The 21,305-nt window shown below is 60.9% G+C and carries 22 protein-coding genes; 10 read left to right on the plus strand and 12 right to left on the minus strand.

All coding sequences use genetic code 11. The features are described 5' to 3' along the window. Nucleotide 1: 1 nt before the first annotated feature. Together ACOAP0_RS16895 and ACOAP0_RS16900 are read right to left on the minus strand one after the other, a co-directional pair. Nucleotides 2-697 carry a hypothetical protein gene (locus ACOAP0_RS16895; RefSeq protein WP_498377370.1) on the minus strand — a complete coding sequence of 232 codons (696 nt, stop codon included), beginning with the start codon at nucleotides 695-697 and terminating at the stop codon, nucleotides 2-4. Between the two features lie 133 nt (nucleotides 698-830). Further along, nucleotides 831-2,360: an HD domain-containing phosphohydrolase gene (locus tag ACOAP0_RS16900; RefSeq protein ID WP_498377371.1), complete on the minus strand. Its 1,530-nt coding sequence runs from the start codon at nucleotides 2,358-2,360 to the stop codon at nucleotides 831-833. A gap of 64 nt (nucleotides 2,361-2,424) precedes the next feature. On the opposite strand from ACOAP0_RS16900, the gene ACOAP0_RS16905 reads away from it, so the two are divergent. From ACOAP0_RS16905 to ntrC, 7 genes are all read left to right on the plus strand, one after another. Then, a complete protein-coding gene (locus ACOAP0_RS16905; RefSeq protein WP_313878423.1) occupies nucleotides 2,425-3,174 on the plus strand; it encodes a 16S rRNA pseudouridine(516) synthase in 750 nt (249 codons plus the stop codon). 4 nt (nucleotides 3,175-3,178) lie between these two features. Further along, on the plus strand, nucleotides 3,179-4,039 hold the full coding sequence (locus tag ACOAP0_RS16910; RefSeq protein WP_498377373.1) for an EI24 domain-containing protein: 861 nt from the start codon (nucleotides 3,179-3,181) through the stop codon (nucleotides 4,037-4,039). Then, nucleotides 4,036-4,842 (plus strand): competence/damage-inducible protein A, encoded by an 807-nt coding sequence (locus tag ACOAP0_RS16915; RefSeq protein WP_498377375.1) that lies wholly within the window; start codon nucleotides 4,036-4,038, stop codon nucleotides 4,840-4,842. Before ACOAP0_RS16910 ends, ACOAP0_RS16915 begins: the two co-directional genes overlap by 4 nt. 226 nt (nucleotides 4,843-5,068) lie before the next feature. Next, on the plus strand, nucleotides 5,069-6,484 hold the full coding sequence (gene glnA, locus ACOAP0_RS16920) for a type I glutamate--ammonia ligase (protein ID WP_087496986.1): 1,416 nt from the start codon (nucleotides 5,069-5,071) through the stop codon (nucleotides 6,482-6,484). 186 nt (nucleotides 6,485-6,670) lie between these two features. Beyond that, nucleotides 6,671-7,168, plus strand: a complete 498-nt coding sequence (locus tag ACOAP0_RS16925) for a hypothetical protein (RefSeq protein ID WP_481873448.1) — start codon at nucleotides 6,671-6,673, stop codon at nucleotides 7,166-7,168. Between the two features lie 72 nt (nucleotides 7,169-7,240). Next, nucleotides 7,241-8,290 (plus strand): nitrogen regulation protein NR(II), encoded by a 1,050-nt coding sequence (glnL, locus tag ACOAP0_RS16930; protein ID WP_087496988.1) that lies wholly within the window; start codon nucleotides 7,241-7,243, stop codon nucleotides 8,288-8,290. 33 nt (nucleotides 8,291-8,323) lie between these two features. Beyond that, nucleotides 8,324-9,868, plus strand: coding sequence for a nitrogen regulation protein NR(I) (ntrC, locus tag ACOAP0_RS16935; protein WP_498377377.1), 1,545 nt, complete (start codon nucleotides 8,324-8,326; stop codon nucleotides 9,866-9,868). 108 nt (nucleotides 9,869-9,976) lie between these two features. Here ntrC and ACOAP0_RS16940 read toward each other — a convergent pair whose 3' ends face one another. The 4 genes from ACOAP0_RS16940 to ACOAP0_RS16955 are packed head-to-tail and all read right to left on the minus strand — an operon-like array spanning nucleotide 9,977 to nucleotide 12,800. After that, nucleotides 9,977-10,750, minus strand: coding sequence for an exodeoxyribonuclease III (locus tag ACOAP0_RS16940; RefSeq protein ID WP_498377378.1), 774 nt, complete (start codon nucleotides 10,748-10,750; stop codon nucleotides 9,977-9,979). Nucleotides 10,751-10,806: 56 nt separating this feature from the next. Further along, nucleotides 10,807-11,421, minus strand: a complete 615-nt coding sequence (locus ACOAP0_RS16945; RefSeq protein WP_498377379.1) for a DUF4337 domain-containing protein — start codon at nucleotides 11,419-11,421, stop codon at nucleotides 10,807-10,809. A 12-nt stretch (nucleotides 11,422-11,433) separates the two neighbouring features. Further along, complete coding sequence (locus ACOAP0_RS16950) at nucleotides 11,434-11,940, minus strand: dihydrofolate reductase (protein WP_498377380.1); 507 nt, start codon at nucleotides 11,938-11,940, stop codon at nucleotides 11,434-11,436. Between the two features lie 11 nt (nucleotides 11,941-11,951). Beyond that, nucleotides 11,952-12,800 (minus strand): thymidylate synthase, encoded by an 849-nt coding sequence (locus tag ACOAP0_RS16955; RefSeq protein ID WP_498377381.1) that lies wholly within the window; start codon nucleotides 12,798-12,800, stop codon nucleotides 11,952-11,954. A 167-nt stretch (nucleotides 12,801-12,967) separates the two neighbouring features. On the opposite strand from ACOAP0_RS16955, the gene ACOAP0_RS16960 reads away from it, so the two are divergent. Beyond that, on the plus strand, nucleotides 12,968-14,308 hold the full coding sequence (locus ACOAP0_RS16960) for a malic enzyme-like NAD(P)-binding protein (protein ID WP_498377382.1): 1,341 nt from the start codon (nucleotides 12,968-12,970) through the stop codon (nucleotides 14,306-14,308). 15 nt (nucleotides 14,309-14,323) lie between these two features. Here ACOAP0_RS16960 and ACOAP0_RS16965 read toward each other — a convergent pair whose 3' ends face one another. The 3 genes from ACOAP0_RS16965 to ACOAP0_RS16975 form a co-directional block, all read right to left on the minus strand. Further along, complete coding sequence (locus ACOAP0_RS16965) at nucleotides 14,324-15,481, minus strand: MFS transporter (RefSeq protein WP_498377383.1); 1,158 nt, start codon at nucleotides 15,479-15,481, stop codon at nucleotides 14,324-14,326. 83 nt (nucleotides 15,482-15,564) lie between these two features. Continuing rightward, entirely contained in the window at nucleotides 15,565-16,989 is a 1,425-nt protein-coding gene (locus tag ACOAP0_RS16970; RefSeq protein WP_498377384.1) for an FAD-binding oxidoreductase, read from the minus strand. Then, entirely contained in the window at nucleotides 16,986-17,393 is a 408-nt protein-coding gene (locus ACOAP0_RS16975; protein WP_313866127.1) for a DUF2069 domain-containing protein, read from the minus strand. The genes ACOAP0_RS16970 and ACOAP0_RS16975 overlap by 4 nt, the downstream gene beginning before the upstream one ends. Nucleotides 17,394-17,554: 161 nt before the next feature. On the opposite strand from ACOAP0_RS16975, the gene ACOAP0_RS16980 reads away from it, so the two are divergent. Together ACOAP0_RS16980 and ACOAP0_RS16985 are read left to right on the plus strand one after the other, a co-directional pair. After that, nucleotides 17,555-18,346, plus strand: a complete 792-nt coding sequence (locus ACOAP0_RS16980; protein ID WP_498377385.1) for a substrate-binding periplasmic protein — start codon at nucleotides 17,555-17,557, stop codon at nucleotides 18,344-18,346. A 52-nt stretch (nucleotides 18,347-18,398) separates the two neighbouring features. Continuing rightward, nucleotides 18,399-19,625, plus strand: coding sequence for a YihY family inner membrane protein (locus tag ACOAP0_RS16985; protein ID WP_498377386.1), 1,227 nt, complete (start codon nucleotides 18,399-18,401; stop codon nucleotides 19,623-19,625). A gap of 43 nt (nucleotides 19,626-19,668) precedes the next feature. Here the strand turns inward: ACOAP0_RS16985 and ACOAP0_RS16990 are convergent, their stop codons facing one another. The 3 genes from ACOAP0_RS16990 to ACOAP0_RS17000 form a co-directional block, all read right to left on the minus strand. Beyond that, the gene (locus tag ACOAP0_RS16990; RefSeq protein WP_498377387.1) at nucleotides 19,669-19,884 is read right to left on the minus strand and encodes a YMGG-like glycine zipper-containing protein; all 216 of its coding nucleotides are present in this window, start codon (nucleotides 19,882-19,884) and stop codon (nucleotides 19,669-19,671) included. Nucleotides 19,885-20,011: 127 nt separating this feature from the next. Further along, nucleotides 20,012-20,338, minus strand: a complete 327-nt coding sequence (locus ACOAP0_RS16995; RefSeq protein ID WP_498377388.1) for an Mpo1-like protein — start codon at nucleotides 20,336-20,338, stop codon at nucleotides 20,012-20,014. A gap of 67 nt (nucleotides 20,339-20,405) precedes the next feature. Continuing rightward, nucleotides 20,406-21,227, minus strand: coding sequence for an alpha/beta fold hydrolase (locus tag ACOAP0_RS17000; RefSeq protein WP_498377390.1), 822 nt, complete (start codon nucleotides 21,225-21,227; stop codon nucleotides 20,406-20,408). Nucleotides 21,228-21,305 lie beyond the last annotated feature (78 nt).

Below are 21,305 nucleotides of genomic sequence, written 5' to 3' on the forward strand. Positions count from 1 at the left end.
CCTATTGGAGCTTGTCCATCCGGCTGTCCAGGGGGCTTACAAACGAGTTCAGCTCCCAGCCGGAAGCGAGGCGGCTTTCCTGAAATTCTCCGCTGGAGAGGGGTGTGAATCCGGAGGTACTGCCCTCGGCGGATTTGCTCTGGCGTCTGCGGGTCACTGCGGCCTGCAAATGTTCGCGAACGTTCTGGAAACGGGTATCCAGTTGCTTGTCGTTGGCGACCATCGCAGCATGCTCACCCAGAAACGCCGTGCGGATTTGGGTCAGGTGGGGGAGGTTGTCCGGATCTACCACCCAGTAACGCACATTGCATTGCTCCAGCAGGGTGTGCTTGAGGGTCTGGTTCCCTAGGGACAAGCCGCCGGGGCCCGGCACATCAACACAGCCGATGACTTTCCCGTCCAGCCCGCATACGGTAAAGGTGCAGTAGACGCCATTGAGCAGCTTGTACCAATGCGTGGCTTCTGTTTGCTGGGAGGGAACGGTAAACCGGGTCACTGGCAGCTTGACCAGCACCTGCTGGTCAAACATCACTTTGGTCAGCCAGAGCCACACTTTGCGCTCACGGCTATTGACCATGGGGCGCACCTTCAGCGGCCAGACAGACGGGATCCGGCGCCGTTGCCTCTGCACGTAACGGTTGCGCCAATAGGCGGCTGCGATGCCGACTATCAACCCGCCCAAAAAATAAAGGAACATGACTTCACCCTGAATGTGAGGCTTTCTGTGAAGCCTTTAGTGCTTGCAAAAGTTTATCCGTCTTTTGCAATCCCCGCTATCGGTCCGAAAGAGGGGGGAGTGGGTGAGCCAGACTATTGACTAGCCACTTCAATTAGCCTTGGTAAATATGCTCGACATCGGCCCGGTGCGATAGCAGCACGCTGACCAGCATCGGGTCAAAATGGGTGCCGGCCCCTTGTCGCAGGTAGTCCAGCGCAGTGCTGAGTTCCCAAGCGGGTTTGTAGCTGCTGGGGCTCACAAGCGAGTCAAGCACGTCTGCGATTGCAGAAATGCGCCCCACCAAGCTGATGGCGTCCCCTTTGAGGCCGGCGGGGTAGCCGCTGCCATCCCAGCGTTCATGGTGCTCGCTGGCGATGAGGGCGCCAAGTGCATGCACCCGGGAGGCGGATCGCGAGAGGAGCAAGTGTCCCTCGCTGGAATGGGTGCGCATGACGTTCCATTCTTCATCTGTCAGCGGCCCGGCTTTGGTCAGGATCTGGTCGGGGATGCAGGCTTTGCCGACATCGTGCAGGGTGGCAGCGGTGCGGATCAGTTCTGCTTCCGCTTCATTGCTGCCAGTGAGCTTGGCTAACAATGCGGCAATCGCTCCAACCCGCTCCAAGTGCCGTGACGATACGCTGTCTCGCCGCTCGATGGCGTTGCCCAACACCGAAATGGTGTCTCTTTGAGTGCTTTCGGTTTCTTCCCGCAGCAAAAGGCTGTCATACGTAATGGCGACATTGCGGGAGAAAAGCTCCAGCAATTCACGGGCTTGGGTATTGATAGGGTCCGGAAACTCCATGTAAATGAGGCTCTCACTGCCGGCTTTGGTGCAAAAATAGCCGGCGTAAAAGCGCTCGCCATGGCGGCTGGCTTTGGCAGAAAGTGACTCCCGGATGGCGGTTTGCACCGCAACCGGCAAGTTGGCGACCTGGTCATCGACCATCAAACGTGAGTAGGCATCGGTAACAGCCAGTACTTTGAGCTGACCGTGTGCCGCATTGGCGGTGTAAGCCGATACTCTACTGGCGCACAGCCCTTCGCCATTGAGGCCCAAGAGGGAGTTGAGTTGTGCCAACACGGCTGAGGCAAAGCTGCGCAGGTTGTTGGAGTCGCATACCTCGCAAATCGCTTCAATCGAGCGGATCAGGCCCAAACGAGCGTTTTCAATACGCATCAAATCCCGGTAAGCCCGCAAGCCGGCATAAAACACGGTGATCAGCTTGCGGCGAGTGAGGTCTGTTTTTTCCTTGTAATCGTTGATGTCGTAATCGCGGATTACTTGTTCTTCGGGCGCCTGCCCGGGTTGACCGGTGCGCAGCACAATGCGCACATTAAGGTTGCCCAGGTCTTCACGGATGTACTTGGCCAGATCCAGCCCGGCATGCTCGGACTCCATGACCACATCCAGCAGAATCAACGCGATGTCGTTGCGCTGGGCCAGCAAAGCCCGGGCTTCGGCAGCGCTGTAGCAGTGGGTGAACTGCAAACCGCGGCCGTCCATCTCAAAGTCCGACATCACCAGCTTGGTCACTTCATGCACGGCCGGCTCATCGTCCACCACCAAAACCTGCCATGGAGCGGCTGCCTTGGTTTGAACGTCTGCCTCTAGCTCGTCACTGAACACCAAATCGTCGGTCATGGCACAGATTCCGGTTGGAAGGGTAGGCTTCAAGTCTAGCGGAAGTCACTGCGATACTACGGTCATGCAGCTTCAGGAAATACTCTATACCCAAGGTTTTGGCACGCGCCGTGTGTGTGCCGGATTGATCCAGCAGGGCCTGGTTCAGGTTTATATGCCCAATGAGGGTCCAGCGCCCGTCACCATTGCGCAAGCAGCTACTGAATTTGTAGCGGAAGGCTTGCGTTTCAGGGTGCAGGGTGTGGACTGGCCCTACGCCGAGCGGGCCTACTTGATGCTCCACAAGCCCGCTGGTACCGAGTGTTCGCAAAAGCCTTCCACTTACCCCAGTATCTACACCCTTTTGCCCAGCCCATTGCGCCTGCGTCCTCAGAAAGCGGCGGTGCAGGGCGTGCAAGCCGTGGGGCGGCTGGACCAGGACACCACCGGCATGCTGTTGCTCACCGATGACGGCAAATTCATCCACCGGATGAGCTCACCCAAGCACCATGTGCCAAAGGTGTACGAGGTGACGGTGAAGCACCCTCTGGATGACAAGCAGGTCAACAAACTTCTGAGTGGCGTGGTGCTGGACGATGACCCCAAACCGGTCCGTGCAGCAGCCTGCGAAGCGGTGAGCGAATTTCACTTGCGCCTGACCCTGACTGAGGGCAAATACCACCAAGTCAAGCGCATGCTGGCAGCCGTCAGCAACCGTGTGGAGGGTTTGCACCGGTCCCGCATTGGCGGGGTGTCCTTGCCCGACGACCTGGCCCCGGGCCAATGGCGCTGGCTGAGTGCGGAGGAAATTGCCGCCGTGCAATCCAAGGAGTAAGCCCATGAATGCCGTCTTGGATGCCTTTTGGCGATCGCTGGTGTACTGCCTGCACCCCAAGGTCATGCTGTGGTCGCTGTTGCCCCTGGTGCTGATGGTGGGCGTGACCGCAGGCCTGGGCTACTTTTACCTGGACGGCTTGCTCGCCTGGGTGACCCAGTTGCTCGAATCCATGGACTGGCTGCAAATGATGTGGAGCTGGCTGGAGTCGGTGGGGGCCGGAAAACTCAAAACCGTACTGGTTCCCCTGATCGTGATCCTGATGCTCACCCCGCTCGTGCTGGTGGGCTGTCTGTTCGTGGTGGCCACGCTGATGGCACCCATGATCGTGCAATTGGTCGCAAAGCGCCGCTTTCCCACCTTGGAAAAGGCGGCCGGGGCCTCCTATTTCGCCAGCGTGGGTTGGGCTGCCATGTCTACCATCGCTGCCTTGCTTGCGCTGATGCTGTCCATGCCGCTCTGGCTGGTGCCACCCCTAGTGCTGATTTTGCCGCCACTGATCTGGGGCTGGTTGACCTACCGCGTGATGGCGTTTGACGCCTTGGCAGACCATGCCAGCGCGGAGGAGCGCCGTGAGATTTTCAAGCGCCACCGCTGGTGGCTGTTGGGCATGGGCGTGGTGACCGGGTACATGGGCGCTGCGCCAAGCCTGGTGTGGTCTCTGGGCTTCATGGCAGTGGCGCTAGCGCCGTTTCTGGTGCCGCTGTCCATTTGGTTGTACACCCTTATTTTTGCCTTCTCGTCACTCTGGTTTTCCCACTATGGACTGAGTGCATTGCAGAGCCTGCGGGCCCAGCGCTCGCCTGACACCGCCACGACCCAAATGCCCTTGGTGGTGGACACCGTGGATATGGAGCTTTTATGAAATTCGGCGTCATCATCATCGGGGACGAGATCCTCTCCGGCAAGCGGGCCGACAAGCATTTGTCCAAAGCCATTGCACTGCTGGGCGCGCGTGGATTGCCTCTAGCCTATGCGCACTACGTGGGGGATGACCCCGAGCGGATCACAGCGACATTGGCAGCGGCATTCGCCTCCGGCGACACCGTGTTCTCTTTTGGTGGAATCGGCGCGACACCGGATGACCACACCCGCCAATGTGCAGCCAACGCACTCGGCAAAAGTCTGGCGCTCAGCGAAGCGGCCCGCGCCCTGATCATGGAGCGTATGCAGGACGTGGCCCGTGAGCAAGGTACCGCCTTCGAACCCGACCGGCCGGACAATGTGCACCGCCTGCAGATGGGCATGTTTCCCGCCGGGTCGGCCATCATTCCCAACCCATACAACAAGATTCCCGGCTTCAGCCATCCAGGCAAGGGGCAGGGGGCTGTCCACTTTGTGCCGGGCTTTCCTGTGATGGCATGGCCCATGGTCGAGTGGGTGCTCGATACCCATTGCAGTGCATGGTTCCAAACCGATGCCTGGCGCGAGCAGTCGGTCATCGTGTTTGGCGCCATGGAGTCTTTGCTAACCCCGCTCATGGAGCAGTTGGAGCAGCAGCACCCGGTGAAGGTGTTCAGCCTGCCCAGCGTGGATCACCCGCAGTACGGCAAGCACATTGAGCTAGGGGTGAAAGGTCGCCCGCAGGATCTGCCCGCCGCCTATGCGCAGATGCTGGAGGGTCTGCGAAAACTGGAAATGCCTTTAGGCCCCGAATTGGTGCGTTAATCAATCCGCATTGTTTTGGTGCGTATTTTGATATGCACGTTTTCGGTGCGTTCGAGTTGCTAATCTGGGCTCCAGGCAGTTTCTTTGTTCTGGCAGGGGTGCAAAAGCACGTTTTAACGATGCAAAATAGAGCGGTTTGTCGAATTTGCTTTGGTGCGTGCTTTGGCACAAAAGCTGCATTAACAGCAGGGCAAATCTTTTTACAACCGTGCAACAGGAGTATTTGATGGCCAAGACCGTCGCAGATGTGATGAAGATGGTGAAAGAGAACGAAGTCAAATTTGTTGACTTCCGTTTCACCGATACCCGTGGTAAGCAGCAGCACACCACTGTGCCTGTTTCGCATTTTGACGAAGACAAGTTCACCTCCGGCCACGCATTCGACGGCTCCTCCATCGCCGGCTGGAAGGGTATCGAAGCTTCCGACATGTTGTTGATGCCCGATCCAGGCACAGCCAACATCGATCCTTTCTTCGAAGAAACCACCCTGATCATGAACTGCGACGTGGTGGAACCTGCCGACGGCAAGTCCTACGACCGCGATCCACGTTCCATCGCCAAGCGCGCAGAAGCCTACTTGAAGGCTTCCGGCATGGGCGACACCGCTTACTTCGGTCCCGAGCCAGAGTTCTTCTTGTTCGACGGCGTGCGTTGGTCTACTGATGCCAACAACACCTTCTACGAAATCGAAGAGTACGAAGCTCCCTGGAACACCGGTTCCAAGCTCGAAGGCGGCAACCGCGGTCACCGTCCCACCGTCAAGGGTGGCTACTTCCCCGTTCCTCCCGTTGACAGCACGCAAGACATGCGCGCTGAGATGTCCCTGATCCTCGAGTCCCTGGGCATCCCGGTTGAAGTGTTCCACCACGAAGTGGCGGGCGCTGGCCAGAACGAAATCGGCACCAAGTTCTCCACTTTGGTTGAGCGCGCTGACTGGACGATGTTGCAAAAGTACGTGGTGCACAACGTGGCCAATGCTTACGGCAAGACAGCTACTTTCATGCCCAAGCCTTACCACGGTGACAACGGTTCCGGCATGCACGTGCACCAGTCCGTGTGGAAAGACGGCAAGAACCTGTTCGCCGGCGACGGCTATGCAGGTCTGTCTGACTTCGCGCTGTACTACATCGGCGGCATCATCAAGCACGCACGTGCCCTGAATGCCATCACCAACCCCGGTACCAATAGCTACAAGCGCCTGGTTCCTCACTTCGAAGCTCCGGTCAAGTTGGCTTACTCTGCCAAGAACCGTTCCGCTTCCATCCGTATTCCTTTCGTGGCGAACCCCAAGGGCCGTCGCGTGGAAGCACGTTTCCCCGATCCATTGATGAACCCATACCTGGGCTTCGCAGCCTTGTTGATGGCGGGTCTGGACGGCGTGGAAAACAAGATTCATCCCGGCGAAGCAGCCACCAAGGACCTCTACCATCTGCCTCCCGAGGAAGATGCAAAGGTACCAACCGTCTGCCACAGCTTGGATCAAGCCTTGGAGCACTTGGACAAGGACCGCGCGTTCCTGACCAAGGGTGGTGTGTTCACTGACTCCATGATCGATGCCTACATCGACCTGAAGATGCAAGAAGTGACCCGCTACCGCATGTCTGTACACCCTGTCGAATACGACATGTACTACAGCCTGTAATCCCGGCGCTGCAAAGCACTGAGACAAGCGAAAAAGGACGGCGTGAGCCGTCCTTTTTTCATGGAACACTTGCTCACAGATAGCCTCCCCCAAGTCGGGGATACTCGGGTGTTTTGTTCTTGGGCACTTTTTAGCGCATACTGAATCCCAGCGCTCACGAAAAGATAGCGCGGACACCGACACAGCATGAAACCCACACTCCTGATTCTTTTGCTCACTGCAGGCGCCATCTCGGGCGTAGCAGCGCAGGAGCGCATCTACCGTTGCGGCAACGAATACACCAACACCGTCACTGAAGCCCAGGCCAAAACCTGCAAGCTCATTTCAGGCGGCAATGTCACGGTGGTGCAAGGGCAGAAGCCTGCCGGGGGTGGAGGCGGTGTGAAAGTGGCGTCTGCACCGAGCTCCGCACCGCGGATAGACAGTGCCGACCAGCGCGCCAAAGACTCCGATGCCCGCCTGATTCTGGAAGCCGAGCTCAAAAAAGCCGAGGCCCGCCAAATCGAGCTGCAAAAGGAATACAACAACGGCGAGCCTGAAAAGCTGGGTCCCGAAGCTCGCAACCACCAGAAATACCTGGACCGTGTGGCGGAGCTCAAGGCCTCACTGGCCCGCAATGAGAGTGACATCGCCGGTATCCGCCGCGAACTCGGCCGCTTGCCTGCGGCGACCGTCAAGCAGTAAGCCCGTCTGCGCGTGGCCCCGTGGCCGCTATGCTGACGGCAAATCCTTCATTTCATCCACCGGACAAGCCCCATGGAGCGCTTCCATTCTTTTGACTTGCTGGCCACGCTCGTGGCAGTGGTCACGGCCGATGCTTCGGTGCAGTTCTCGAACGCAGCCCTGGAGGATGCCTTGGGCATCTCGCGCCGGACCATCATAGGTTCCAACTTTGCTGAGGTGTTTACCGAACCGGCGCAGTTGCACAGTGCCCTGGAGGGCGCGCTCGACAACGCGTTCGCGGCTTTGCGTTACGACGCTTTGCTCAAGCGCAACGGGCTCGATGCCATGCCCGTGCACGTGATCGTGACGCGTACGGAACTCTCCAATGACATCATTGTGGAAATGGTGCCCCAGGAGCAGCAGACCCGCCAGGACCGCGAAGAACGTCTGGCTGAACAGGCACAGACCAACAAGGAGCTGATCCGGAACCTCGCCCACGAAATCAAAAACCCTTTGGGTGGCATTCGTGGCGCGGCGCAACTGCTCGAGATGGAGATGGAGTCTCCGGAGCTCACCGAGTACACGCAGGTCATCATCCATGAGGCGGATCGCCTGCAGAGCCTGGTAGACCGCCTGCTGGCGCCGCACCGCCGGCCTCACTTGGTGGGCGATGTGAATATTCACGAGGTGTGTGAGCGCGTGCGCTCCCTGATCCTTGCCGAGTTCCCCAAAGGCTTGCGCGTGGTGCGGGACTACGATACCTCCATCCCCGAGTTCCGGGGTGACCGCGAGCAGCTCATTCAAACCGTGCTGAACATTGCCCACAACGCCTGCCAGGCCCTGGCCGAGCGCATTGCTGCGGGTGACGGTTGTGTGACATTCAAGACCCGCGTGACACGGCAGATCACCTTCGGCAAACAGCGTTACCGGTTGGCATTGGAATTGCATGTCATTGACAACGGACCTGGCGTGCCAGATTCGATCAGAGACCGCATTTTTTACCCGCTGGTGTCGGGCAGGGATGGCGGATCCGGACTGGGGCTCACACTGGCGCAAACCTTTGTTCAGCAACACCACGGTCTGATTGAAGTGGACAGCGTGCCGGGCCGTACGGACTTCAAAATCTTGATTCCGTTACCGTAACAGATAGACAAAGAATATAGGGTGCCGCACAACATGAAGCCGATTTGGATCGTAGATGATGACCAGTCCATCCGCTTCGTGCTGGAGAAGGCACTGCTGCGTGAGCACCTGCCCACACGCAGTTTTTCCAATCCACGCGATGTACTGACTGCGCTGAGCACCGCAGCAGACGATGAAGGCCCGCAGATCCTGGTGAGCGACATCCGCATGCCCGGAGGCTCCGGTCTGGACCTGCTTGAAAAAGTCAAGGCCAAACACCCCGGCCTGCCCGTCATCATCATGACGGCCTTCTCGGACCTGGACAGCGCGGTCAGTGCCTTCCAGGGCGGCGCTTTTGAATACCTGCCCAAGCCCTTCGACCTGCCCAAAGCAGTGGAGCTCATCCGCCGTGCGGTGGAAGAAAGCCAGCGCGAGGAAGTAGCCGAAGAGCGCATGGCCGAGTCCCCCGAAATGCTGGGTCAGGCGCCCGCCATGCAGGACGTGTTCCGTGCCATCGGCCGCTTGAGCCAGAGCAACGTCACGGTGATGATCACCGGCGAATCCGGCTCCGGCAAGGAGCTGGTGGCCCGTGCGCTGCACAAGCATTCCCCGCGCGCCGATGGCCCGTTTGTGGCCATCAACACTGCAGCCATTCCCAAAGACCTGTTGGAGAGCGAACTCTTCGGCCATGAACGCGGTGCCTTCACCGGCGCGCAAACCATGCGCCGTGGCCGCTTTGAGCAGGCCGATGGCGGTACGCTGTTTCTGGACGAAATCGGCGACATGCCGTTCGAGCTGCAGACCCGTCTGCTGCGCGTCTTGAGCGACGGCCATTTCTACCGCGTGGGCGGGCACAGTGCCGTCAAATCGAACGTGCGTGTCATCGCTGCCACTCACCAGAACCTGGAGCAACGCGTCAAGGACGGCGTATTCCGGGAAGACTTGTTCCACCGCCTGAATGTGATCCGCCTGCGCCTGCCGGCCCTGCGCGAGCGCAAGGAAGACGTGGCCATGCTGACCCGCCACTTCTTGCAGCAAAGCGCCAAGCAATTGGGCGTAGAGCCCAAGCGCATTTCGGATTCGGCACTGACCTGGCTGGAGGGCTTCAGCTTCCCCGGCAACGTGCGCCAGCTGGAAAACATCTGTCACTGGCTGACCGTGATGGCGCCAGCGCAGGTGATTGAGCGCAAGGACCTGCCGCCTGAGGTGAGTCTGGGCCGTGCGGAAACCGGCGAGCCTTTGGTGGCCAAGCCCGTGCTCACTGCAGCCCCTGAGGCGCAGCTCAAAGATGTGCCGCTGGATGCGCATGCCCACGCATCCGCGAGCCACGAGTCGGAAGACCTCTCGCATGTGTTGGCACGCGCGGCAGCGGCCCATGGACCGCTGGAAGGCTGGGAGGCCGAGCTGGAGACCGAGGCGGTGGCTTTGCTCGGCTCCGGTCAGCCCGAGGTGTGGGACACCCTGACCCGCCGTTTTGAATCGCGCCTGATTCTGGCGGCCTTGGCCAATACCAAGGGCCGCCGCATTGAAGCCGCGCAAAAGCTGGGTATCGGCCGCAACACCATCACCCGCAAGATCCAGGAGCTGGGCCTGGAGTGAGTTTGAAGTAAAAAGAGCCGCTGGCGCCCAATAGATAAGCGCGAGTAGCTCCTGATTCGATAGCAAAAAGCCGGCGCGTGCGCCGGCTTTTTTGTGGGTGGAGCTTGCTCAGGCTGCCGGGCTGATGTCCACTACCACCGGCGCGTGGTCGCTGGGGCGCTCGTTCTTGCGGGGGGTCTTGTCGATGGTGCAGGCTGTCACCTGAGGCTTGAGGGCGTTGCTCACCAGAATGTGGTCAATGCGCAGCCCGCGGTTGCGGCGAAAGCCCGCATCCCGGTAGTCCCACCAACTGAAGCTTTTGGGCGGGTAGGGGAACAACCGGTAGCTGTCGCACAGGCCCAGCGCTATCAGGGCGCGCAGGTGGTAGCGCTCTTCCTCGGTACAGTGGATGGTGCCTTCTAGGTTCACCGGGTCCCACACATCGTCCTCGTCAAAGGTGATGTTGTAGTCGCCCATCAGCACCAGGTTCGGGTGGGTGGCGAGCTCATCTTTGACCCAGCGGCGAAGGGCGGAGAGCCACTCCATCTTGTATTCGAACTTGTCGCTGCCCGGCTCCTGCCCGTTGGGGAAATACGCGCCAATCACCCGCACACCATCCACGGTGCCGGTGATCACGCGAGACATATCGTCGTCGAAACCGGGGATGTTCTTGATAACGTCGCTGGCGGGTGTGCGGGAGAGCAGGGCCACGCCGTTGTAGGTCTTCTGGCCGAACCACTGGGCGTGATAGCCGATAGCCTCAAACGCATCCGCGGGAAATTTGTCGTCAGTCAGCTTGAGCTCTTGCAGGGCCAGCACATCCACCGGATTGGCGGCCAGCCAGTCCAGCACTTGGGGCAGGCGCACGCCTAAAGAGTTGATGTTCCAGGTAGCGAGTTTCATGGTTGTTTCCAAATAAAAACGGGCGCTAGCGCCCGTCTGATCTGCGCAAGCAGCTCCTAAATATGTAGCGCAGCCAGTGCGCCCACGGCAACACCCACGCCGCCCACGCCGAACATGGCCCACTCCAGCCACTTCTTCTTGGTCAGCAGCGCAATGGCGGCCAGTGCAATGGCGACCTGCAGCACGGTGGTGGCTTGCGCCCAGCGGTGGTGCTGGTGCATTTGCTCATCGCTCCGGTGGTCCCACTCGGTGGCCTCGGCTTCCAAGGCTTCGGCCTTGGTTTTGATCTCGGCCTTTTCGCCTTCGTAACGGTCAATCTTGGCCTGGTATTTGGTCTTGTCTTCCGGCTTGGCGGTCAGGTCGCGGGCCAGTTCGGCCAGGGACTGTTTGGTGCTCTTGGCCTGAAAAAAATTCCACTGGTTGGAGGCTTCGGTCTTTTTCAAGGCCGCGTTGTTTTTGTAGAGGCCGGCATTGGCCTGGGTGGCGCCGCCCATGTAGGCAAAGATGGCGCCCACGGTGGCGATGATGGCCGTGAACATGGCGATCTGGTTGATCATGCCGCCGCTGTGGCCTCCGTGCTCACCGCCGTGGCCGCCCCCATGTCCTCCTTGGGTGGCGTGCTCCAGCTCGTGGTCGTGGGGTCCGTGGACGTGAAAGCCTCCGCCTGACATGTGCGAATCTCCTTAACTGCGTGTGTAAGTTACAAAACTGAAAGGCAGCCCGCTGGCTGCCACATGGCGCTCGCGGGCAGTCTCCTGCCACGCTTCGCCCAAGGTGGGGGCGAAGGCGTCACCTTCAAAGTCTTTCTCTATCTCGGTAACCACCGCCGTGTGCGCTACAGGCTCCGCCAGGGCGTAGAGCTGCGCACCACCGATGACCCAGACATCGGTTGCCTGCTCACAAAGTTGTAGCGCCTCGCGCAGTTCGGATGCGCGCTGGGCACCGGTTTCACTCCAATCCGGTTGGCGTGTCACCACGATGTTGGCGCGGCCGGGCAGGGGACGGAACTTCGGTGGTAGCGAGTCCCAGGTCTTGCGGCCCATGATGACCGGGCAGCCCAGCGTAGTCCGCTTGAAGTGGGCCAGGTCTTCGGGCAAATGCCAGGGCAGGGTGCCGTGGATGCCGATCACGCCGTTGGCGGCGCGGGCGTAAATAAGGTGAAGGCGGGGGCCTCGGATGCTTGTACTCATCGTGCCTGCCATCACACCGCAACCGGTGCCTTGATGGCGGGGTGGCACTCGTAGCCCAACACTTCAAAGTCTTCAAACTGGTAGTCGAAGATGCTCTCCGGCTTGCGTTTGATGTTGAGCGTGGGGTAGGCCATGGGCGCGCGGCTCAGCTGCAGCTCCACCTGCTCGGTGTGGTTGCTGTAGATGTGGCAGTCGCCACCGGTCCAGATGAAGTCGCCCACGTCCAGGTCGCACTGCTGCGCCACCATGTGGGTAAGCAGGGCGTAGCTGGCAATGTTGAATGGCACACCCAAAAAGATGTCCGCACTGCGCTGGTAAAGCTGGCAGCTCAAGCGGCCTTTGCCACCCGGTTCGGTGGCCGGCGCCACATAGAACTGGAAGAAGGCGTGGCATGGCATCAGGGCCATCTTGCTCAACTCCGCCACGTTCCAGGCGCTCACGATGATGCGGCGGCTGTCGGGGTTGCTTTTGAGCGTCTTGATGACATCCGCAATCTGGTCGATGTGGCCGCCGTCCGGCGTGGGCCAGCTGCGCCACTGCACACCGTAGACCGGGCCCAAGTCACCGGTCTCAGGATTCGCCCATTCGTCCCAGATGGTGACGCCGCGCTCTTTGAGCCAGTTGTTGTTACTCGACCCGGTCAGGAACCACAGCAGCTCCTGAATGATGGAGCGCAGGTGCACTTTCTTGGTCGTGACCAGCGGGAAGCCCTCGTTAAGGTCAAAGCGCATCTGGTAACCGAACACGCTTTTCGTACCGGTGCCGGTGCGGTCGGATTTGAAAACGCCCGTGGTGTGCACGTGGCGCATGAAGTCTTCGTACTGGCTGCGCACAGGGCAGAGGGTGGTGGGGCTGGTCATGGCTGAAATTGTAGGTCCGTCAGGGGTATGCCGTGCGCGCATGTGGTGAACACATTTCCGCATGGAATTCGGGCAATTTTCGCTGGCTGTGCGGCAACAACGCGCGCAGAATCTGGCGCTCCGCCGGACCCGGCCTATCGCAATCCCTGCAGAAACGCATTTCACGCATGTCTACCTCCGCACCCCAGATGGCGGCCGCCCAGGCCACAGGTTCCGAACAACAACAGCAATTCGTGGGCGCCGACGGCAGCGTCAGCCTGCATGAAGCCGCGCTGGCCTACCACCGCGCACGGCACTCGGATGATATCGGCGGCAAGATTGAAATCCATGTGACCAAGCCCGTGGGCAGCCAAGACGACCTGTCACTGGCCTACTCGCCCGGCGTGGCCGTACCATGCCTGGAGATTGAGCGCGACCCGGCACTGGCCTACGAGTACACCGCCAAGGGCAACCTGGTGGCCGTCATCACCAACGGCACCGCCGTACTGGGCCTGGGCAATATCGGCGCGCTGGCGGGCAAGCCGGTGATGGAAGGCAAGGCCGTGCTGTTCAAGCGCTTTGCCGGCATCGACGCGTTTGACATCGAAATTGACGAGACCGATCCGCAAAAACTCATCAACACCATTGCCAGCCTGCACCCCACGTTTGGTGGCATGAACCTGGAAGACATCAAGGCGCCCGAGTGCTTTGAGATCGAGCGTGCTCTGCGGGCCCGCTTGTCCATCCCCGTGTTCCATGACGACCAGCACGGCACCGCCATCGTGGTGGCCGCCGGCCTGATCAATGCGCTGCACTTGCAAGGCAAGTCGCTGGATGCGGTCACGTTGGTGTGCAACGGTGCGGGCGCGGCGGCCAACGCCTGTCTGGAGCTGCTGGCGAGCCTGGGCGCCAAAAAGTCCCATATCACCGTATGCGACTCCAAGGGCGTGATCTACACCGGCCGTGGTGCCAAGGGTGACGACGGCGAGAAAGCCGCCTGGGCCCGTGACACCGCCGCCCGCACACTGGCCGATGCGCTGGCGGGTGCCGACGTGTTCCTGGGCCTCTCGGGCCCCGGCGTGGTGAACCAGGACATGGTGCGCAGCATGGCCGCCAAGCCGGTGGTGTTTGCGCTGGCCAACCCCGAGCCCGAAATCCGCCCCGAGCTGGTGATTGCCGCCTCGCGCGATGCCATCACCGCCACCGGCCGCTCGGACTACCCCAACCAGGTGAACAACGCGCTGTGCTTCCCCTACCTGTTCCGCGCCGCGCTGGACGTGGGTGCCCCGCAGATCAATGAAGACATGAAGAAAGCCGCCGTGCTGGCGCTGGCGGATTTGGCGCGTGAAGACGCTGCCTTCAGCAAAGACAAGCTGCTGCCCACCTTGCTGGACAAACGCCTGCTGCAAACCGTGTCCTTGCGCGTGGCGCAAGCCGCGGTGGACAGCGGCAGCGCCCGTCGTCCGTTTGATGCCGAGAGCTACAAAGGCCGGCTCGAGCAGCTGGCCCGCAAGCTGGCCCGTACCTGATCGATGCTGATCGGGTCAGGTCATCCGGTCCAGCGCTACCGCCAGTGCCAGCAGCGCCAGCAGGATGACCACCACCACCGGCATCACCGCGCCCAACCCGGCCCAGGTCGCCAGTAGCCCGAAGCCGGCGGGAATGACCGAGCCACCGGCATAGGCAAAGGTCATTTGCCGGCCGATGACGGTGCGGGCCACGTCTTCCGGAAAGCGGCGCGCGGTTTCGTGCATCAGCGACGGAAACACCGGCGCACAGCCCAAGCCCATAAGCACCAGCCCGAAGCTGGCGGCGCTGCCGAATACACCGGGCAGGGCAAACACCAGAGCGCCCAGCGCAGCCACTGCAATGCCCAGCCGCACCAATTTGCGGTTACCCAAGCGGTTGGCAATCAGCCCCACTGCAAATCGCCCTGCGGTGATGGAGCCGAAATACACAGACACCCAAATGCCTGCTTGCGCCTGCGTGAGGCCCCGGTCGGTCACCAGAATACTGGCCGCCCACAGGCCGGTACCCATCTCCGCTGCCACGTAAAACAAGAACAAGGTAGGGGCCAACCAGGTGGCCAGCGGGCGTACGGGTTGGAAGGCCGCCTCTCCATGGGCGTCTTCACCGGCAGGTGGTTTGGAGTGCTCTTTGGCCCAGAGTGACAAGGTCGCCCAGAGTACGACAGCCAGAGTCAGTTGCATCAGGCCGATGCTGCGTACACCCAGCGCCCAGCCTCCGGTGCTGGCCAGTGCCAGGCCCATGATCAGCGGGCCAGTGGTGGCGCCCACGCCCCAGAAACCGTGCAGCCAGTTCATGTGGCGGGAGGAGTAGTGCGCCGCCACAAAGTGGTTCAAGCTGGCGTCCACAGCGCCAGCACCCAAGCCCAGTGGCACCGCAAGTGCAACCAGCCAACCGAAAGAAGGGGCCACCGAGAAGCCCAATAGCGCCAGCGCTGTCATCAGGCAGCTGCTGGCCACCACGGCACCAGTGCCCATGCGTTTGGCAATCGGCCCCGCAAAGAAGCTCGCCGTGGCCGAACAAATCGTCATGGTGATGGTGATGGCGCCCACTGCCGCCAACGGCTGGCCCATGTCCGCACGGATGGCCGGCCAGGCCACGCCCAGAATGCCGTCCGGCAGCCCCAAGCTGATGAAGGACAGATAGACGATGGCCAGAAGAATGATGTGTGCCACGACGGGATCCTGAAAAATGAAGAGGAGTCGGCCTGAGTCTATATAAAACAGGCCCCTATTGCCGATGGAATATGTGCGAGCAGCTACTCAATTGATAGCACTCTGCCTGGATTCATGAGATTTTTCGGATCCAGCGCGCCCTTGATGGCCCGCATGGCGTTCAAGGCGACTGGCGATTTGTGGTGCGCCAGCTTCTCGCGCTTCAGGCTGCCGATACCGTGCTCGGCGGATATGGAGCCATTGAAACGGTCCACCACCTCGTACACGAGTGTGTTGATGGGGCCTTCCTGGTCGCGCAAAAAGGCTTCTGCATCTGCGCCGTCCGGGGCCTGCACGTTGTAGTGCAAGTTGCCGTCGCCCAAGTGGCCGTAATTGACCAAGCGCACACCGGGGAAGTACTGCTCCAGCGACGCATCCACTTCGGTCACAAAGGCCGGAATGCGCGACACGGCAATCGATATGTCGTGCTTGATGTTGAGTCCTTCCTGGGCTTGCGCCAGAGGGATGCTTTCGCGGATGTGCCACAGCGCGCGGGCTTGGGCAATGTTTTCTGCCACCACGGCGTCGAGTACGCAGCCTTGGTCCAATGCGGCCTCCAGCAACCGCTCGAATTGCTCACGCGCGTGGCTTTCAGACTCGTGGTCGGAATTCTCCAAAACAACGCAGTACGGGCTGAGTCCGCCAAACGGCACGTTTTGCTGCGGAAAGTGTTTGCGCACCAGGCTCAACGCAAAGTCCCCCATCACCTCAAAGCCGGTCAGGCCGGCGTTCAGGTGCTGGTGCGCCAGCCCCAGCAGTTGCACGGCCGCGTCCAGCGAGGGCACGGCGGCAAAGGCGGTGAGTTGGGCCGCGGGCAGGGGGTACATGCGCAAGGTGGCTGCGGTGATCACGCCCAGCGTGCCCTCGGAGCCGATGAACAGGTGGCGCAGGTCGTAGCCGGTGTTGTCTTTGCGCAGGCCTGTCAGGCCGCTCCAGACCTCGCCCTGCGCCGTCACTACCTCCAGGCCCAGGCACAGCTCGCGCGTGTTGCCATAGCGCACGACCTGCGTGCCGCCCGCATTGGTGGCCAGGTTGCCGCCAATGGTGCAACTGCCTTCAGCGGCCAGGCTCAAAGGGAACAAGAAGCCTTCTTTTTCACACGCCTCTTGCAGCGTCTGCAGCACGCAGCCGGCCTCTACCGTCACGGTCAGGTTGGCAGCATCGATGGCGCGGATGCGGTTCAAGCGCTGCAGGCTCAGCAGTACCTGGGTGCCCGACGCATCGGGGATGGAGCCCACCACCATGCCGGTGTTGCCACCCTGAGGCACCAGGCTCACGCCGGCCGCTGCACAGGCTTTGACCACTGCGGCTACTTCTTCGGTCGTGCCGGGGCGGACCACGGCCAAGGCGCGGCCGCGCTCGCGTTTGCGCCAATCTTGTTCGTAAGCAGTGAGGTCGCCGTCGGTGAGTACATAGGCTTCACCGACAAGGGTGCGCAGCGTGGCGCGCAGGGCTTCGATGTCCATCATGGGGCAGGGCGGGTGGTGGGTTCTTCGGGGTTGGCAGGGAGCGCCTTGGCGTGCTTCAGGCGCAGGCGGATATGGAAGGTGCAAGCCACAAACAGCACGATACACAGCAGCACTTCCAGCAGCGCCAGCCAGTTGCCTGGCGGCTTGTCACTCCAGGCGCGGACCACGCCTTCGGTGAAGTACAGCCACACCATCAGGCTGAGCCAGCGGTAGGTGTACATGCGGCTCTTGAGCAGGCCGGCCAGCGGTATGCACAGGGGCAATACCTTCAGGGCCAGCGTCCCGCGGCCGGTGGGGGCCAACCACAGCTCCCACACCAGGCCCAGAAGAATCAGCGCAATCAGGCTGATGACGGCTGCCCAGCGGGCGATGACAACAGAGGAGGCGGGGGTAGCAGCTTGCACGGGGTGGGCGCCGGTTTATGGATAGCCGCGTAGCTTAAGCCAAACGGCTGAATGGGTCTGAATAGGGGGCTTGATCTAAGCTTTCCCGCGGATTGCCCTATTGCCAAGGCCGTCCTGCGCGATTACTGTGCGATGTGTCCCCAGTGGGACAAAGGGATTACATGATCTGGCGAAAAGTCGCACAAGGCTTGCTGGCGGTCTGGTTGGTGACGTGCAGTTTCTTGGCACAGTCCCAGTGCACCCGCATGGTGGTGACATCAGACCCCGCTTATCCGCCTCTGCATTGGTATGACGGCGAAACGCTGCAAGGCGCCAGCATCGAGATCGCCAAGCGCGTCCTTGGTGATCTGAAGATCGACTTTGAGATCCGCAGCGTGGGCCCCTTTCCGAGGGTGATGGCGCTGGCTGAGCGTGGCGAGGTGGACATGGTGGTCACCTTGAAAAAAACGCCCGAGCGCGAAACCTTTTTGCTCTACCCCAAAACCATTGCGCTCCAAAACCCGGTGGCCGCATTCACCTCCAAGGACCTGCCGCTGGTCTACCGCGACAAGGCGGACCTGATCGGCATGCGGGGTGCCATGGCCCGTGGGAATGTGTTTGGCAACGGCTTGGACGAATACATCAAAGAGAAGCTCAACGTGCAGGAGGTCAACCGGCCCGATGCCAGCTTCAGCCTGATGTTGCTGGGGCGGGCGGACTACTTCATTACCGGCTACTACACCGGCATGGCCCTGATCCTCAAGCGCGGGGATGAGGCCAACTTCGTGGCCAAAGAACCGTTTCTGGTGGACACTCCCAATTACCTCGCCCTGACCCGCAACGGCAAGTGCGCCGATAAGCTCGAGCAGATCGATGCGCGCTTGGCTATCCTGAAAAAAACCGGGGTGCTGGATGAGATTCTTCGGGCCAGCTTCCTGCGCTGGAAGAACCATCCGGTGATGTTGGAGCGCTGAGGCTTACAGCCCGACACACCCGCTGGATTGCGGCGGTGGCATGATGCGGGCCATGCAAGCCAAACCCCTTTTGACTTCCTGGTTGCGGGACATTGCCAGCATCCCCTGGCGGGACGCTGCCATCACCCTGCGCGAGCGCTTCCGCGAAGACCGCCTGGGTCTCACTGCCAGCAGCCTGACCTTTACCACCACCATCGCACTGGTGCCCCTCATTACCGTGGCACTGGCGGTGTTTACCGCCTTCCCGATGTTTGCCAAGTTTCAGGACGTGCTGCAAAAGTGGCTGATCGAGAGCCTGGTGCCCGACAACATCGCCCGCCAAGTGCTGGGCTACTTGAACCAGTTTGCCGGCAAAGCCAGCCGCCTCGGCGTGGCCGGCCTGACCATCCTCTTAGGCACCGCGCTCGCGCTGATCTTCACCATAGACCGTACGCTCAACAGCATCTGGCGCGTGAAGAAGCGCAGGCCCTTCGGGCAGCGGGTGCTCATCTACTGGGCCGCAGTGACCCTGGGGCCTTTGTTGCTGGGGGCCAGCTTGTCTATCACCTCGTATGCCATCACCGCGTCCAAAGGTGTGGTGGGTGGCTTGCCCGGCGGGCTGACCCTGTTGCTCGACAGCTTGCAGTTCGTGCTGGTGGCAGCTGGCACGGCGGCCATGTTTCATTACGTGCCCAACACCCATGTGCGCTGGGGACATGCGTGGATGGGTGGCCTGTTTGTGTCTACTGGCATGGAGCTGGCGCGCAAGGGGTTGGCGCTGTACCTTAGCAAGGTGCCTACCTACTCGGCGGTATACGGCGCATTTGCCACCGTGCCGATTTTGCTGATCTGGATCTATATCGCCTGGGTCATTGTGCTGTTGGGTGCCGCGCTTACTGCCTACCTGCCCAGCCTGTTGGCGGGTGTGCCGCGCCGCAAACTGGGCCACGGCTGGCAGTTTCAGTTGGCGCTGGAAGTGCTGCACATGCTCGATGCTGCTAAACGCGCCGAAGACCGCGGGCAGATCTTGTCGACCCTGCGCTTGGCCCTGCAAGTGGATTCACAACGCCTGGAGCCGGTGCTGCAGACCCTGCAGGAGCTGGATTGGGTCGGCCAATTGCAAGAGACCAATGACCGCGATGGACAGGCCCGCTACGTGCTGTTGGCCGATTTGAATCAAACAGTGCTGGAACCCTTGATGCAGCGCCTGCTGCTGGCCCCCGAGCCCATTACCGCTAATTTATGGAAAATCGGCCGCTGGCGCACGACCACTGTGCGCGAAGCGCTACAAAAAGAGTAGCAATTGTGGTGCTGCGACCTCGAACTGAGGTCGCGTCAAATCCTTATTTGCGGACTTGGTTACCGATATAGCCCCCTACCGCTGCTCCACCAACGGTTCCCACGCTGCTGCCTCCAGTGAGGATTGCCCCCGCGACTGCACCCACTCCGGCACCCGTGATGGTGTTGCGGTCGCGCGCAGACAAACTGGCGCAGCCGCTGGTGAATAGGATGGTCACCATAGTGGCAACGGTGATGAGAGTTTTGGGCAATAAAGTCATGGCGTCATCATCGCTCCATGGCTCTTTCGTCGGAACTTGAATTTGTATCGGCAAGTTTCTGCCAAGGCGCTGTGAAAACCTTGGATACAACTATCGTTGGCGCAAAAGTCGTATGTTCAAAGCAAGGTCAGAACTTGATCTTCCCCGTCCAGATATCTGCGTACATGCGCCAATCTCCCATCAGGCTGTAGAGCGGGCGCTTGAAGCTGGCGGGTTTGTTTTTCTCAAAACCGAAGTGGCCCAGCCACGCAAAGCCGTAGCCGCACAGTAGCGCATACACAAAATATTGAGGCTTGCCCGTAGCAATCAACATGCCCAAGCACGCCAAGCTGAGGGTGGAGCCCACAAAGTGCAGGCGGCGGCAAGTGGTGTTGCTGTGCTCGCCCAAGTAAAACGGATAGAACTCGGCAAAGCTCTGGAAACTGCGGGGGTCCACGGATGTGTCGGTTGGCATGGGGGCTCCGTTGTCAATGCAGCCCTCATGCTCTACCGCGCCGGCCGGGCCGGCAAGAGGGTGCGCCCTAGGGTTTGCCCAAAAACTGTCGCAAGGCCGACAGAGTTTCCTCTGGCGCCTCGGTCATCTGGTGGTGGCCTACCGCGATCCGCACGGTCTCTGTGCGCACGCCTGCTGATTTGGCTGCTTGCACCAACGTCTGCGCGGCTTTGGGCGATGTCATCTGGTCCTGATCACCCAGCACAAACAGCACCGGGCATAGCACCTGTGCCATGGCCGCCTCGCCACCTGCGTAGCTGTCGCAAGCCTTGAAGCCGCGGTGGAACACGTTGGCCGTTGTGTTACTGGCCAGCACCCGCCGGCCCAGTGCCATGCTGGCGCCATAGACCCAGGTGCCCGGGCCCAGCGCTGAGGGGGGCGCTGCCAGCGTGCTCCGCGAAAACACGTTGATCATGGTGAGCGCCTTCGTCGGCTCATGGAGTGAAGTTTCCAGCAGGGCAGGGGATACCTTCATCGGGTAGGCCGTGCCCACCAGCACCAGGTGGGTGGCGCGTGCGCCCATCCGGCTGGCGGCCTCCAGCGCAATCAGCGAGCCCCAGCTGTGGCCCACCAGAGCGGCTTTGGCGATGCCCGCAGCATCCAACATCGCCACGATAAAAGCGGCGGCTTGCTCCACAGTCTCAGGTGCTTCGCCGCCGCTGCGGCAGTGGCCGGGCAGGTCCACGGCCAGCACGTTGTAGCCGTGGTGGGCGAGGTAGCGGCTTTGCAAAATCCAGACGCTGTGGTCATTGAGCACGCCGTGGATAAAGACCACCGTGGGTTTGGCCGCATCGAAGGGTTTGCCGCCCGTGTAGCAGTAAGTGTTGGCGCCGTTGACTAGTAGTTGCATGTGGCCTCCTGCCGGGCCGCCCCAAAGGAGGCCAGCGCCCCCATGGGGGGCAGCGAATACACGAAGTGATGAGCGTGG

Source organism: Curvibacter sp. Hmag1.1 (assembly GCF_059769165.1).